General features: G+C 64.3%; 15 protein-coding genes. 11 read left to right on the top strand and 4 right to left on the bottom strand.

What is annotated here, in order from left to right:
• The first annotated feature begins 68 nt into the window (after positions 1-68).
• The 6 genes from G453_RS0109195 to radA are packed head-to-tail and all read left to right on the top strand — an operon-like array spanning position 69 to position 6,315.
• A complete protein-coding gene (locus tag G453_RS0109195) occupies positions 69-2,471 on the top strand; it encodes a homocysteine S-methyltransferase family protein (protein ID WP_027190826.1) in 2,403 nt (800 codons plus the stop codon).
• Positions 2,472-2,531: 60 nt separating this feature from the next.
• The gene (locus G453_RS0109190; protein ID WP_051272148.1) at positions 2,532-3,005 is read left to right on the top strand and encodes a TlpA family protein disulfide reductase; all 474 of its coding nucleotides are present in this window, start codon (positions 2,532-2,534) and stop codon (positions 3,003-3,005) included.
• A 6-nt stretch (positions 3,006-3,011) separates the two neighbouring features.
• Positions 3,012-3,479, top strand: coding sequence for an N-acetyltransferase (locus G453_RS0109185; RefSeq protein WP_027190824.1), 468 nt, complete (start codon positions 3,012-3,014; stop codon positions 3,477-3,479).
• Between the two features lie 2 nt (positions 3,480-3,481).
• Positions 3,482-4,012, top strand: coding sequence for a hypoxanthine phosphoribosyltransferase (gene hpt, locus G453_RS0109180; RefSeq protein ID WP_235731730.1), 531 nt, complete (start codon positions 3,482-3,484; stop codon positions 4,010-4,012).
• 4 nt (positions 4,013-4,016) lie between these two features.
• Positions 4,017-4,973 carry a DUF3426 domain-containing protein gene (locus tag G453_RS26210; RefSeq protein ID WP_084502208.1) on the top strand — a complete coding sequence of 319 codons (957 nt, stop codon included), beginning with the start codon at positions 4,017-4,019 and terminating at the stop codon, positions 4,971-4,973.
• A gap of 4 nt (positions 4,974-4,977) precedes the next feature.
• Positions 4,978-6,315: a DNA repair protein RadA gene (radA, locus tag G453_RS0109170; RefSeq protein ID WP_027190822.1), complete on the top strand. Its 1,338-nt coding sequence runs from the start codon at positions 4,978-4,980 to the stop codon at positions 6,313-6,315.
• Between the two features lie 7 nt (positions 6,316-6,322).
• On the opposite strand, the gene G453_RS0109165 is transcribed toward radA, so the two are convergent.
• Entirely contained in the window at positions 6,323-6,793 is a 471-nt protein-coding gene (locus tag G453_RS0109165; protein ID WP_051272138.1) for a GNAT family N-acetyltransferase, read from the bottom strand.
• Positions 6,794-6,879: 86 nt separating this feature from the next.
• Between G453_RS0109165 and G453_RS0109160 the strand changes: the two genes are divergently transcribed.
• Positions 6,880-8,487, top strand: coding sequence for an MBL fold metallo-hydrolase RNA specificity domain-containing protein (locus tag G453_RS0109160; RefSeq protein WP_027190820.1), 1,608 nt, complete (start codon positions 6,880-6,882; stop codon positions 8,485-8,487).
• Positions 8,488-8,579: 92 nt separating this feature from the next.
• Here the strand turns inward: G453_RS0109160 and infA are convergent, their stop codons facing one another.
• The gene (infA, locus tag G453_RS0109155; protein WP_027190819.1) at positions 8,580-8,798 is read right to left on the bottom strand and encodes a translation initiation factor IF-1; all 219 of its coding nucleotides are present in this window, start codon (positions 8,796-8,798) and stop codon (positions 8,580-8,582) included.
• Between the two features lie 40 nt (positions 8,799-8,838).
• Entirely contained in the window at positions 8,839-9,927 is a 1,089-nt protein-coding gene (locus G453_RS0109150) for a sensor histidine kinase (protein ID WP_027190818.1), read from the bottom strand.
• Between the two features lie 132 nt (positions 9,928-10,059).
• On the opposite strand from G453_RS0109150, the gene G453_RS0109145 reads away from it, so the two are divergent.
• From G453_RS0109145 to G453_RS23195, 4 genes are all read left to right on the top strand, one after another.
• A complete protein-coding gene (locus tag G453_RS0109145; protein ID WP_027190817.1) occupies positions 10,060-11,259 on the top strand; it encodes an aminopeptidase in 1,200 nt (399 codons plus the stop codon).
• A 248-nt stretch (positions 11,260-11,507) separates the two neighbouring features.
• Positions 11,508-12,005, top strand: a complete 498-nt coding sequence (locus G453_RS0109140; RefSeq protein ID WP_043645249.1) for a hypothetical protein — start codon at positions 11,508-11,510, stop codon at positions 12,003-12,005.
• 49 nt (positions 12,006-12,054) lie between these two features.
• Positions 12,055-12,663, top strand: coding sequence for a TapB family protein (locus G453_RS0109135; RefSeq protein ID WP_027190815.1), 609 nt, complete (start codon positions 12,055-12,057; stop codon positions 12,661-12,663).
• Positions 12,664-12,957: 294 nt separating this feature from the next.
• On the top strand, positions 12,958-13,227 hold the full coding sequence (locus tag G453_RS23195; protein ID WP_043645248.1) for an EF-hand domain-containing protein: 270 nt from the start codon (positions 12,958-12,960) through the stop codon (positions 13,225-13,227).
• Positions 13,228-13,419: 192 nt separating this feature from the next.
• Here G453_RS23195 and G453_RS23190 read toward each other — a convergent pair whose 3' ends face one another.
• Positions 13,420-14,295 carry a ThiF family adenylyltransferase gene (locus tag G453_RS23190; protein WP_043645245.1) on the bottom strand — a complete coding sequence of 292 codons (876 nt, stop codon included), beginning with the start codon at positions 14,293-14,295 and terminating at the stop codon, positions 13,420-13,422.
• Between the last annotated feature and the right edge of the window lies 1 nt (position 14,296).

Genomic DNA, 14,296 nt, shown 5'->3' with positions numbered 1-14,296 from the left:
GCTTTTCATTTGCCGGATTCAACGATTTTCAGTACGACCCAGAGGCTTTCCAGCAAGGAGGAGTCACGGTGGCGGATTTTCGCAAAGCACTTTCCGACAGTTCCATCATAGTTTTCGACGGCGCCATGGGCACGCTTCTGCAAGGCAGGGGCCTCCCCCCCGGCGCATCACCCGAGCTGTGGGGCCTTGAGAATCCGGACATGGTCCGGGCCGTGCACGAGGACTACCTGCGCGCCGGGGCCAGGGTGGTGACCACCAACACCTTCGGCGGCACGCACTTCAAGCTGCCCTCCGGCACGGACGTGCGCCGCGTCAGCGCCGAGATGGCCCGCGTGGCGCGCCAGGCCGCAGGCGAGAACAACTTCGTGGCGGGCAGCGTCGGCCCCACCGGGCACTTCGTGGAGCCGCTGGGCACGCTCACCATGCGCGAGATGGTGGCCGCCTTCGCCCGCCAGATCGAAGGCCTGGCCGAGGGCGGCGTGGACCTGATCATCGCCGAGACCCACTTCGACCTGGCCGAGGCCAAGGCCGTGGTCCTGGCGGCGCGCCAGGTGTGCGACCTGCCCGTGGCCATCCTCATGACCTTCGAGCCGGGCGGCTCGCTCACCGGCACTCCGTCGGCCACCTTCGCCGACACCATGCAGAACCTCGGCGTGGACCTGATCGGCGTGAACTGCGGGCTTGGACCTGAGCAGATGCTGGACGTCGCCAGGGATTTCCTGCCGCGGCTCGACGTCCCCTTCTTCATCAAGCCCAACGCGGGCCTGCCCAGGCTGGAGAACGGCGTCACCATCTACCCCATGGGGCCGGACGAGTTCGCCGAGAGCATGCGTTCTTTCCTGGACATCGGCGCCAAGTGCGTGTCCGGCTGCTGCGGCACCACGCCAGCCCACATCCAGGCCCTGGCCAGGATCGCCTCCGGCAGAACCTGGACCAGGCCCGAGCCCTCCCAGGGACGCCCCCTGGTGGTCACCTCGCGCTCGCGCTCGGTCTGCTTCGGCGTGGGCCTGCCCTCGGTGTGCATCGGCGAGCGCATCAATCCCACCGGCAAGAAGGTGCTGACCGCCGAGCTCCAGGCCGGGCAGTTCGGCGAGGCCCTGCGCTTCGCCGAGGAGCAGCTCCAGGCCGGAGCACAGGTGCTGGACGTGAACGTGGGCGCGCCCATGGTGCAGGAAGACGTGCTGCTTCCGGCCCTGGTCAAGCAGCTCACCGCGCGCTTCCTGGCCCCTTTGTGCCTGGACTCCACGCTTCCCAATGCCCTGTCCGAGGCTTTGTGGACCGTTCCCGGCTCCGCCCTGGTCAACTCCATCAGCGGCGAGCCAGGCCGCATGGACGAACTCGGCCCCCTGTGCAAGCTGCACGGCGCGCCGTTCATCCTGCTGCCCCTGGCGGGCAAGAAGCTGCCCGTGACGGCGGCGGAGCGCATCGCCTCCATTGAGGCCCTGCTGGAAAAGTCCGACGCGCTGGGCATCCCCAGGCGCCTCATCATGGTGGACTGCCTGGCGCTGACGGTATCCTCCAAGCCCGAGGCTGCGCGCCACTGCCTGGAGACCATCCGGTACTGCTCCACGGTGCTGGGCCTGCCTACCACCCTTGGCCTGTCCAACATTTCTTTCGGGCTGCCTGCGCGCGAACTCCTGAACGCCACGTTCCTGGCCATGTGCCTGGGCGCGGGCATGACCGCGCACATATCCAATCCGTCCACGCCGCTGCCGCGCGAGGTTGGGCTGGCCGCCGAGGTGCTGCTGGCGCGCGATCCCCAGGCGGGACGCTTCATCGCCTCCTGCTCCGACTGGAAATACGGAGGGGGCTCGGGCGGCGTGTCGCGCCAGGCTCAGGAGAAGTCCGTGACCACCCTGCGCGAGGCCGTGGTGGCCGGGCGCAAGGAAGTCGTGCTGTCCATGGTCGAGGAGGCCCTTGCGCGCCAGGAGGTTCCCGCCGCGATCCTGGGCGAGCATCTGGTGCCGGGCATCATGGACGTGGGCGTGCTGTACGAACGCAAGGTATACTTCCTGCCGCAGCTGTTGCTCTCGGCCGAGGCCATGCAGGCCGGGTTCGAGCGCCTGAAGCCGCTCCTGGAAGCGCAGTCCGGCGGCTCGGTCCGACCCAAGATCGTGCTGGCCACCGTCGAGGGCGACATCCACGACATCGGCAAGAACATCGTGGGCCTGATGCTGGAAAACCACGGGTTCGAGGTGGTGGACCTGGGCAAGGACGTGTCCGCCGAGCGCATCGTGGATACTGCGCAGGAGTGCGGCGCGGGGCTCATCGGCCTGTCCGCCCTGATGACCACCACCATGGTGCGCATGGAAGACACCGTGAAGCTCCTCAAGGCGCGCGGCATGACCCAGAAGGTCATCGTGGGCGGGGCGGTGGTCACGCAGGCGTACGCCCAGGCCATCGGAGCCGACGGGCACGCCGCCGACGCGGTGGAGGCAGTCCGTCTGGCGCAACGCCTCATGGACGCCTAGCCTGTTCCGCGTTATCATTACGAAGTGAGTCTTCAACTTAAAACAAGCGTGGCATATCACATGACCCTCTTCCGTACGATATTGCTGACGATAATTGTCTCCGTATTTTCTATCGGCGCGGCCCACGCCCAGGACGCGGGCGACGCCCCCGTCTCCGGCCAGGACATCATCAAGACCGTGAGCCAGGCCCGCGGCAAGGTGGTGGTCATCAACTTCTGGGCGTCCTGGTGCGGCCCCTGCCGCCAGGAGATCCCCGAGCTGATCGCCCTGCGCAAGCGTTTTCCCGAGGACAAACTGCTTCTCCTTGGCGTAAGCGTGGACCAGGAACAGGCCATGTACGCCATGTACAAGGCCAGGGCCGGGTTCAACTATCCCGTGATGCGCGCCAAGCCGGACGTGTCACAGGCCTTCTCCATCCGCGCCATTCCGCGCACGGTGGTCTATTCGCCCAAGGGCGAGGTGGTCCACTCTGAAGAGGGCTACATGGCTGGCGAGGATCTGGAAAAGATGATCAAGAAACTCATCGGAGCCTGAAGCGACATGTCAGAATTCTTCCTGCGCAAGGCCCGCATCCAGGACGTGAAGACCATCCACGGCCTGCTCATGGAGTGCGCCAAGGGCGAGCTGCTGCTCCCGCGCTCCTACAACCAGCTCTATTCGCACCTGCGCGACTTCTTCGTGCTGACCTCGCCCGACGGCAAGGACGTGAAGGGATGCTGCGCCCTGTCCATCTGCTGGGAGGGCCTTGCCGAGATACGCTCCCTGGTGGTGCACCCGGACCTGCAGAAGCTGGGCTGGGGGCGCAGGCTCGTGGAGGCCTGCCTTTCCGAGGCCGTGACCCTTGGCGTGTACAAGGTGTTCACCCTCACCTACCAGCGGGACTTTTTCGCCAAGCTCGGCTTCGAGGAAGTGACCAAGGAGAAGCTGCCTCAGAAGGTCTGGGCGGACTGCATCCATTGTCCGAAGTTCCCCGAATGCGACGAGATAGCCATGGTCATGGAGATGTAGGCGTGTATTCGAATCTTGTACCTGTCATCACCAGCGAGACCATCGCCGCCAGGGTCGCGGAACTGGGCGCGGACATTTCGCAGGAGTACGAAGGAAAGGATCTTCTGGTCGTGGGCGTGCTCAAGGGCGCGTTCATGTTCCTGGCCGATCTGGTGCGCCACATCAGCGTGCCCGCCCACGTGGATTTCGTGCGCCTCGCCAGTTACGGAGCCAAGGACCACCCCGGGGAGCTGGCCTTCCTGGAGGACATCGAGACGTCCTGCGCCGGCAAGCACATACTTGTGGTTGAGGATATCGTCGACACAGGGCACTCCATGGCCATGCTTTTGACGCATCTGGGCGCGCGTGGGGCCGCTTCGGTCAAGTTGTGCTCCCTTATCGACAAGGCGGAAAGGCGCAAGGCGCAAGTAACTGTTGACTTTTCAGGATTCAGGCTGGCAAAGGGATTCCTGGTGGGCTACGGCCTGGACTTTGCAGAAGACTACCGATGTCTGCCTGGAGTCTATGAACTGATCCAGCAGGAAGGTTCCTGACCCTATGAAAGTCGAATGCCCGAACTGCCATACGAAGTACAATCTCCCGGACGACAAAGTCGGCGCCGAGGGGGCTAACGTTCGGTGCAGCGTCTGCCGTCATGAATTCCATGTGGAAGCGCCTGCCGCCGATGACTTCCCCGGTTTCGGCGAATCCGGCGCATCCCCCATCTGGCCCGTGCAGGCTGAAGGCGAGGATGCCTTCGGCGGCTTCGAAAGCCAGCTCGACGCCGCGCGCAAGAAGGACCCCTTCGACGACGCGGGCGTGTCCTCCAGCGACTTCGCATCCATCGATTTCGGCAAGCCCGCCAAAGAGAAGGGCGAGACCAGCAAGTCCAAGAAGATCATCCTGGCCGCCTGCCTGGGCTTTACGCTGCTGCTGGGCATCTCCGGCGCAGCCGCCTATTTCTTCGAGTTCTGGCCGTTCGCCAAGCCGGGTCCCGCCGTGCAGACGCCTGCCTCCGGTGCGGGCGAGCAGGCATCCTCTGTCATGGAGAACGCGCAGGGGACTCCGGGCCAGCCCGCAAAGGAGCAGGGACCGGACTACTCCGCGCAGCTTCAGTTCGAGTCCTTCACCAACCACGTGGTGGAAAACGAAAAGCTCGGCAAGGTCCTGGTCATCGAGGGCAAGCTGGTGAACCGTTCCCCCGTGGCCGTGGGCGAGATCGCAATCGAGGTCACCCTGCTGGACGCCAAGGAAACGGCGCTGGAAACCAAGGTCTTCATGGCCGGTCCCAAGGCCAGCTTCTTCGACCTGCGCACCATGGACAAGGAAGCGCTGGACAGCAGGCTGAACTCCAAACAGGAGATCCTCCTCAACAACAGCAACGTGAAACCCGGCGAAGAGGTCCCCTTCATGGTGGCCTTCCAGGGGTTCCCGCCCACAGTGGCCAACTATTCCCTGAAGCTCAAGGGGTTCAGGGAAGTCCAGGCCCCGCCGCAGCCCGCCGCCAAGAAGTAGCAGAGTGGCCAAGGCGCGCATCGTCTACGCCTGCTCCTCCTGCGGCCAGACCAGCCCCCGCTGGCGCGGCCAGTGCGAGGGATGCGGCGAGTGGAACAGCCTCGTCGAGCAGGCCGCATCCAAACAGCAGCCCCGCATGGGGGCGCCTCTGGGCTTGGCTTCCGGACCGGTCTCCCTGGCCGGATTCACGCCGGAGCACACCCCCGCCGCCCCAAGCGGCATCCCCGACCTGGACCGTGTTCTTGGCCAGGGCCTTCAGCCCGGCGGCGCGATCCTCCTGGGCGGGGAACCGGGTATCGGCAAATCCACCCTTCTTCTGCAACTGGCCGGGCAGCTCGCTGCCGCCGGACGACAGGCCGTGTACGTCTCCGGGGAGGAATCCCTTGGGCAGCTAGCCTCGCGTGCGCGGCGGCTGGGGCTTGTCAGCGAGGGGTTGCTTGCGTCCTGCACCACCAACGTGGCCGACGCCGTGGAGATCCTGGGCCGCCCGGAAGCGCCCACGCTCGTGGTGGTGGATTCGGTGCAGACCATGGCGTCGTCTTTCGCAGACGGCGTGCCGGGCAGCCAGTCCCAGGTGCGTGCCGTGGCCGCCGAGCTGGTGGAGGCCGTCAAGAAGAGCCGGGCCACGCTCATCCTGGTGGGGCACGTCACCAAGGAAGGGCTCATCGCCGGGCCGAAGATACTGGAGCACATGGTGGACACCGTGCTCTATCTGGAAGGCGACCGGCAGCATTTTTACCGGCTGCTGCGGGTGTTCAAGAACCGCTTCGGCCCGACAGACGAGCTCATGGTGCTTGAGATGCTGGGCGACGGCCTGGCCCCTGTGCCGGACCCCTCCACCTATTTCCTGGGCGAGCGCGACGAGACGGCCAGCGGTTCCGCCGTGGTGCTGGCCCTGGAGGGCAAGCGCCCTTTTGCCGTGGAAGTGCAGGCCCTGGTCAGCCGGTCGTATCTCAGCATGCCCCGCCGCACGGCCCTTGGGCTGGACCTGAACCGCCTGAACCTGTTGCTGGCGGTGCTGGAGAAGCGCCTGGGCCTGCAACTCGGACAATCGGACATCTACGCCAAGACCGGCGGAGGCCTCAAACTGACCGACCCCGGCCTGGACCTGGGTCTGGTGGCCGCCGTGTTGTCTTCGTATTATGACCGCCCGCTGCCGCCGCGCGCGGTGTTCTGGGGCGAGGTGGACCTTTCAGGGCGTGTGCGCCCGGTGTCCGGGCAGGACGCGCGCCTCAAGCAGGCCAAGCGCCTGGGCTACAAGCCGATCTTCCATCCCCTGGCCGAGGGGCGCGGCACGGCCACGCTGAAGGACTTCCAGCGCGCGCTGTTCGGCAGCGAGTGATCATTATTCATTTCAGCTTCAGTTCCAGATACCTGACCCCCTCGTGCGGATTCTTGCAGTAGGGCGCGATATCGGTAAATCCCAGCTTCTCATACAGCCCGATGGCCCGCCCCATGGAGGGCAGGGTATCCAGGCGCATGGCCCGGTAGTCGGCCTGCCGGGCTTTTTCGATGACCGCCTCGGCCAGGGCGCGCCCCAGGCGCATCTCCCGGAAGCGCTCTCGCACGTAGAGGCGCTTCATCTCGCACAGGCCTGCCTCCTCAAGCGGGCGCAGCGCCACGCAGCCAGCAGCCACCCCCTCGACATCCGCAAGCAGGATGACCCCGCCAGGAGCGGCGTATCTGCCGGGAAGCCCAGCCAGTTCTTCGTCGAAGTTCTGGAAGCACAGGGAGATTCCCAGATTGGCTGCGTACTCCTCAAACAGTTCGCGCACCTCGCCAAGTCGGTGGGATTTTACCGCGTCCACGATCTGCTTCACGCCATCCTCCTTGGAATTCCCGTGGCAAACGTGTAACGGAAAGGGCGGTGAGTATCCACCCAACCGCAACGTGCCGAGGAGCCTGAATGAAGATCAAATTCCTGGGAGCGGCCAAGACCGTCACCGGTTCGTGCTACATGCTGGAGTCCGGAGGGACCCGCTTCGCCGTGGACTGCGGCCTGCATCAGGGCAACCGAGAGATCGAAGCCCGCAACATCGATTACACCGTCTACCAGCCCGGCAAGATAGATTTCTTCCTCATCACCCACGCCCACATGGACCACTCCGGGCTGCTGCCGCGCATGGCCAGCCACGGGTTCTCGGGCAAGGTCTACTGCACCGCGCCCACCAAGGACCTGCTCTGGCTCATGCTGCAAGACAGCGCCCACATCCAGGAGATGGAAGCCGAGTGGGCCAACCGCAAGAACGCCCGCCGGGGCGGCAAGCCCGTGGAGCCGCTCTACACCCAGGCCGACGCCACTGCGGTGATGCCCATGATGAAGGTGATCGCCTACAACGAACCTTTTGAGCCCGCCCCCGGCATCAAGGTGGTTTACCGCGACGCCGGACATATCCTGGGCTCTGCCTTCATCGAACTGTGGATCACCGAGAACGGCACCACCAACAAACTGGTGTTCTCCGGCGACCTGGGCCGCCCGGACCAGCTGCTCATCAAGGACCCCACCTTCGCGGAGGAGGCCAACTACCTCTTCCTGGAGTCCACCTACGGCGACCGCGACCACAAGGACGAGGGCTCGAGCCTGGACGAACTGGCCGAGGCCATCTCCTATTCCTACGCCCACGGCGAGAAGGTCATCATCCCGGCCTTCGCGGTTGAGCGCACCCAGGAGGTGCTGTACTCGCTGCACAAGCTCTCCAAGGCCGGTCGCCTTCCCAAGGACATGCCTGTCTATGTGGACAGCCCCCTGGCCATCCGCGCCACGGAGGTCTTCCGCCAGCACCCCGAGTACATGGACACCGACATCAGCAAGCTTCTGAACACCGGCGACGACCCCTTCAACCTGCCCAACCTGCGCTTCACGCTCACAGCGGACGAGTCGCGGTCCATCAACAGCTCCCAGGGGCCGGGCGTCATCATCTCGGCCAGCGGCATGTGCAACGCGGGCCGCGTGAAGCACCACCTGCGCCACAACCTCTGGCGCAAGGGCGCGAGCGTCGTCTTCGTGGGCTATCAGGGCCAGGGCACGCCTGGGCGCAAGATCGTGGACGGCGCGAAGTCCATCCGCATCCTGGGCGAGGACGTGCAGGTGGCCGCCAAGGTCTGGACCATCGGCGGCTTCTCGGCCCACGCAGGGCAGAGCCAGATTCTGGAGTGGCTGCGCCACTTCAAGAAGAACGGCATGGAGGTCTTCCTGATCCACGGTGAGAACGGGGCCATCAACACCCTGGCCGAACTCGTCAGGTCGCGCTACGGGTTCACGGTGCACACCCCCGAGTACCTGGAGGAATGCACCCTGAAGCCCGGAGCACTCACCTCCGTCACCCTGGATACGGAACGGGCCATGCCCCGCGTGGACTGGAACTTCCTCCTGTCCGACACCGAGGCCAAGTTCGCCGTGCTCAAACAGCGCCTGGACAAGGCCGACGGCAAGCCCTGGGTGGATCAGGTGGAGCTGCGCGACAGGCTGCTGGAAGTGAACAAGGATCTGATGGAAATCATATCGCAGATGTAGAAACGGCAAACGGCCGGGGTCATGCCGGAAGGCGTGGCCCCGGACCGGGTCCGCAAGTCGAAGATATCGGAAAAGCCCTCTGAAAGGAGGGCTTATTTCATGCGGTAGGTGATGCGGCCGCGCGACAGGTCATAGGGGGAGAGCTCCACCTTGACCTTGTCGCCGGGAAGAATGCGGATGTAGAATTTGCGCATCTTGCCGGAAATGTGCGCCAGCACCTCGTGCCCGTTCTCCAGTTCCACGCGGAACATGGCGTTCGGGAGGGCTTCCTGGACGGTTCCGTCCACCTCGATGGCGTCTTCCTTGGGCATATGCTGTCTCCTTGGTGTGTATGAAGCAGCGCCCTATAGCCTATTTCGTCCCGTTCTTCAAGACACAGACGCCCGGAAGGCGCAAAACGGCCAGCGTTCCACCCTCTGGAGAGTTGCAGATGCTCAACTCGCCAGCCTGTTCCCGGCTCCAGCGTCTGGACTTGGCCAGACCCATTCCCACGCCGACCGCTTTCGTGGTGAAGAACGGGTCGAACAGGAAGGGGAGGCACTCCGGCGCGATGCCAGGGCCGTTGTCCCGCACTTCCAGCAACAGGTCTGCGGCCTCCTCGCGCCAGCCGACGCGTATCGTCCCGCCTGTTTGCGCCAGGGCGTCCAGGCTGTTCTGCAGTATCTCCACAAGGCTGTCGCGCGTGAGCTCCGGGTCCAGGTACCACGTCGGAATTGCCTCGCCTGGCGTGACCGTCTCCACAACCACGCGGCCCGGCAGGGGGCCCAGACGGCCAAGCGTCTCCTTTATCAGCGTCCGCAGGTCCGTTTCGCGCCTAGCATGCTGGCGGGGCGACGTGTACTGCGCCACGGCCCTGACGATGTCCTCCAGGCGGCGCGCTCCGTCCTGGATGCCCTGGATGAATTCGGCCACGGGCTGGCCCTGATTGATCCTGCGCGTCAGCAGGCTCGCGAAGCCGCCGATGGTCATGAGCGGATTCCTGATCTGATGGGCGATGGCCATGGACAGGTGCGCCAGGCTCTCGCTGCGTTCCTCCAGCATGCGTTTTTCGCGCTCGTGCATTTCGTAGATATGGGTCACATCGGCCATCTGCAGGACGATCCCGAATACTTTCCCGTATTCGACGAGCCGCGAGATGGAGAGCGTATAGTGGCGCATGCCCAGTGCCGGATGGCTGCACCGGGCCTGGACCGGTTCGGGGTGTGTGTCCCGGTCGCGGGCCAAGGACATCAGGCGTGCGACCTGGGAGCGCTGCTCGAAGCGCGGGAGAATGTCGCGCTCAAAGCCCGCCTTCAGCAGGTCGTCATGCGCCAAGCCCAGCATGTGCCCGGCCATGTCGTTGGCGGCGTAGACGTCGCCGCGCCCGTTCATGATCACGACGCCAGCGCTGAAGCATTCCAGCAGCGTCGCCAGGTAGGAAGACTGAATGAACGGAAGCATGTGTGCTGGTATCGTCGGTGCAGGTTACGGCCATGTGTCGCGCGGGACATGCATCGCGCCTTTACAAGCGAGCGTGTTTTGGGCAAACGGCATGCACGTTTCCCAAACTAAAACACCGGGAGCCTCCCAACCGTGTTGACCGCAAAACAACTCGAAAAATATGCCGACGTACTGCTCTGGGGCCTGGACACGTCCCGCCTCACCCCCTACCAGCCGGGCGACACCGTGCTCATCCAGTGCGACCTGGCCGGGCTCAAGCTCACCGAAGCGCTGTTCTCCAGGCTCATGGACCGGGGCATCAACGTGGTGCCGCGCCTGGCCTTCACCTCCCGCATGGAGCTGGACTTCTACCAGAAGGCCGCCGAGAGCCAGCTCTCCTTCATCGCGCCCGGCACAAAGGAACTCTACGAGAACCTGCACGGCGCCATCTACGTGCTGGCCCCGGACTGCCTGACGCACCTCTCCTGCGTGGACCCCAAGCGCATCGCCCAGACCGCCATTGCCCGCAAGCCCTACCGCGACATCCTGGTGAAGCGCGAGGAGGCCGGACTCTTCGGCTGGACCCTGTGCGTCTATCCCACCGAGGAATACGCCAAGTGCGCCGGGCTCTCCAAAAAGGAGTTCGCGGATCAGGTGATAAACGCCTGCCATCTGCGCGCCGCCGATCCCGTCAAGGAGTGGCAGACCATCTTCGACGAGGCCGTCGGCATCAAGGCGTGGCTCAACGCCCTGAAGGTGGAATCCTTCCACGTGGAGTCCGCGAGCGTGGACCTCGTGGTCACTCCCGGCCAGCATCGCCGCTTCAAGGGCATCTCCGGACACAACATACCGAGCTTCGAGCTGTTCCTCTCGCCCGACTGGCGCGGCACCGAGGGCGTCTACTACGCCGACCAGCCGTCGTACCGCTGCGGCAACCTGGTGCGCGGCGTCCGCCTGGAATTCAAGAAGGGCGAGGTGGTCTCCGTGTCCGCCGACGAGGGCGAGGAGTTCGTGAAGAAGCAGGTGGCCATGGACAACGGCTCCAACAAGCTGGGCGAGTTCTCGCTCACCGACCGCCGCTTCTCCAAGATCAGCAAGTTCATGGCCAACACCCTCTTCGACGAGAACTACGGCGGCGAGTACGGCAACTGCCACGTGGCCCTGGGCAGCTCCTACTCCGACACCTTCGACGGGGACCCCTCCCAGCTGACCGAGGCCAACAAGGCCGAACTCGGCTTCAACGACTCCGCCCTGCACTGGGACCTGGTCAACACCGAGAACAAGCGCGTCACGGCCAAGCTCGTTGGCGGCGGATCGCTGGTCATTTACGAGAACGGCCAGTTCGCCTGTTAATGTCGGGTGCGTGAAATACATGAACATGTTTTTCATGATTAAAATCATGGTTTTCTTGGTGTTGGCTCATAAATGGTGTGGACGTATTGTTAAATCGCCACATGTGATTTCAGCGGCTTCCGGCCATACCGGTTAATTCCAGAAACGCCCGGCACTGCCCGGGCGTTTCTTTTGGGCTCTGCCACTTTACAGCATGCCCTGGCCGTTATATTTTCCTGAGCGTTGGATAATCCGTTTCCGGAGGGACCATGAATCGTTTCTTTCGCATACTGAGCCTGACCGCCTGTTACGCCCTGTGTCTGACCGCCGTGGCCTTCGCGGCCCAGGGCAAGCCGGACGTGACCGGCTGGGAGAAGGGCGGCGCCTACGACAAGTTCTACGACCCCAAGGAAGCCGACGCCTTCAAGGGCCGCGTTGAGGACATCATTGACATCACCCCCATGCCCGGAATGGCCAAGGGAGTGGGTATCATCGTGCGCGACAAGAAGGACAACAAGGTCGAAACCGTGCACCTTGGCCCCAAGGAATTCGTCGATCTGGCCTCCATCGGCCTGAAAAAGGGCGACTCCGTCAAAGTGACCGGCGTGTGGGCCACCATCGGCGGCAAGGAAGTGGTCATCGCCTCCAAGATCAAGAAGGACGAGACCATGTCCCTCAAGGTGCGCCGCTCCCGTGACGGCATGCCCTGGTGGAGCATGCCCGAGGACGAACTGGCCAAGGAAAAGAAGGCCGCTGCCGATGACTAGCCCGAGCGCGGGAAGTCCCCGCAACCATTCCCGGATTTCCGGCCCGCGCATGCGTGCTGTCCTGCATGGGGTCCTGGTGATTCTGGCCCTGGCCCTTCTGGGAGCCTGCGCCAAGACCACCCCCTTGGCCTCGCTTCCCACGGCCCAGGCCCCTCAGTGGAAGCCCGGCGACTTCTGGGAGTTTTCCGGCAAGAGCCGCAGCGCCTACGCCCTGGCCAGCCGCATGGAGGTGAAGTCCGTGGGCGAGGAGATCGTGCTCGTCGGAGACGGCGATCCCGCCAAGGTCGCCCGCCTGGACAAGGACCTCTCCGTGCGCGAGTCCACCGGGACACTGCTCCAGTACAGCGTGGGCTCCGGCAAGGACGCCTACGTGTTCTTCCCGCTGGCCGTCGGAGAGACCAGGACCTTCACCCAGTCCACCGGCACTAAAAAAGGGTCCCAGACCTACACCAACACCGTGAGCGTGGAGGCCGCCGAGGAGATCACCGTCCCTGCCGGAACCTTCAAGGCTTTCAGGATCCGCGTGAACAAGAAGAACGACACCGGCTGGAGCGGCGTGTACCAGATGTGGTACGCCCCCGAGGTGGGCTATTTCGTACGCATTGTGGACACGCACAACAACGTGGTGGTGCTGGAGAAGTTCGGCAGCAGGAAATAGAAGCAGAAAACAAGAACGAATATGCCTCCGGCGGCCAGAGGGCTACGCCCTCTGGACACCCTCTCCGCTTCGCGTAAAGTGGCGGTGCATTTGAGTGAATCGGCAGGATGAAAGGCCGGAAGCGCAAAACGCGCTTCCGGCCTTCTTGTTTGCTGGGGTGGCAGTGAAAGGATAACCAGATTGTGATAGCCCTCCGGTGTGGTTTTCCCTGTAACCCTTCGTCGCTTCCTGCCGACTCCCTGTGGCGCACGGGAAATCAATCCGACCGGCGCGGCAACATCTGGAGGTTCATCAATGCGTATTCATCTGAAACGAGCCGGTATCGCGATACTTCTGGCCCTCAGCACCGCAGCAGTTGCCCATGCCCAGGGCAAGCACCGCTTCTTCGACCGCATGGACGCCAACACGGACGGTTACCTGAGCACCACCGAAATCCAGAAGCAGTTCCCCAAATTTACCGCCGAGATGTTCAAGAAGGCCGACACCAACGGCGACGGCAAGTTGAGTGTCGAGGAGTGGCAGACCTTCGCCAAGGCCAAGCGCGCCGAGATGAAGGGGGCGTAGGCAGGTTCACGGCTTTGAGAAGCCTGGACACGGTGGGCAAGAACAAAACCGGCGGCTCTTTTCCGTTGCGGTTTTGAGCCACACGGACAGACTTTGAAGACTACTCGCTTGGACTGGTCTGAGGGGGGCGGGACAGGATAAGGTGCGAACAGCTCCGGGCCGTTTTGGGCCGTTCAGGCGGATAGCGGGAGCCTAGGGCGAGAGCGTGAACCGGTCCAGGCTCATGCGCTCCAGGTCGATGACGGCCATCTGTCCCTGCGGCCCGCCGAGCATTGGGGTCTGCCCCAGGGCCAGGCGCACGGCCTCGGCCAGCACCAGCCCCACGGCCACGCTGATGGCCGGGGTCAGGCAGCCCAGCACGTCTTCCGCGCAGGGGACGCACGGGGCGTCGCTCTCATCTGTTTGTTCGTCGGAGCAGAACAGGCTGGCCGGGCCGGTCTCGCCGGGCAGCACCGTGGCGGCCATGGCGGTCCATCCGGCCACGCTGGCCGTAATAAGCGGTACGCCAGCCGCTGCCGCGCCGCGCTCGGCTGCCGGGCGGCAGGCGATGCCTCCCAGCGCGTCCACGGCGATGTCCGCTCCTCGGAAGAAGTCCCTGAAGCTCTCCGGTTCCACATACAGCTGGCGCACGGTCAGCTCCATGGCCGGGTTCACGTCGCTTGCCCGGGCCTGGGCCGCGCCCGCCTTGGAGATGCCCAGCGTCTTGTCCGTGGCCAGCAGCTGCCGGTTCAGGTTGGAGGGCTCGAACACGTCGTGGTCCGCAGCCGTCACCATGCCGAAGCCCAGGCGGGCCAACCCCTCCAGGATGGGGCCGCCGAGACCTCCCAGGCCAACCAGGGCCACGCGGGTTTCCAGCAGACGCGCCTGTGCGGCGCAATCCAGAGTCTTGAAATTTCGTAGGTAGCGTTCGGGGATGACGCCCTGGCGAAGGGCTTCGATCTCGGTCAGGCGCAGGTTTGTGCCTGCCAGATGCGCGGCACTGCGAACCGCCCGATGCCTGAGGACGCGTACCGGGGTTCCGTCGGGCAGACGCCCGTCCTCGGACAGTTCCAGGGCGGGCGAGACCATC

This window comes from Fundidesulfovibrio putealis DSM 16056 (assembly GCF_000429325.1).
GTDB lineage: Bacteria > Desulfobacterota > Desulfovibrionia > Desulfovibrionales > Desulfovibrionaceae > Fundidesulfovibrio > Fundidesulfovibrio putealis.
This window is presented reverse-complemented; position numbering and strand designations above follow the sequence as displayed.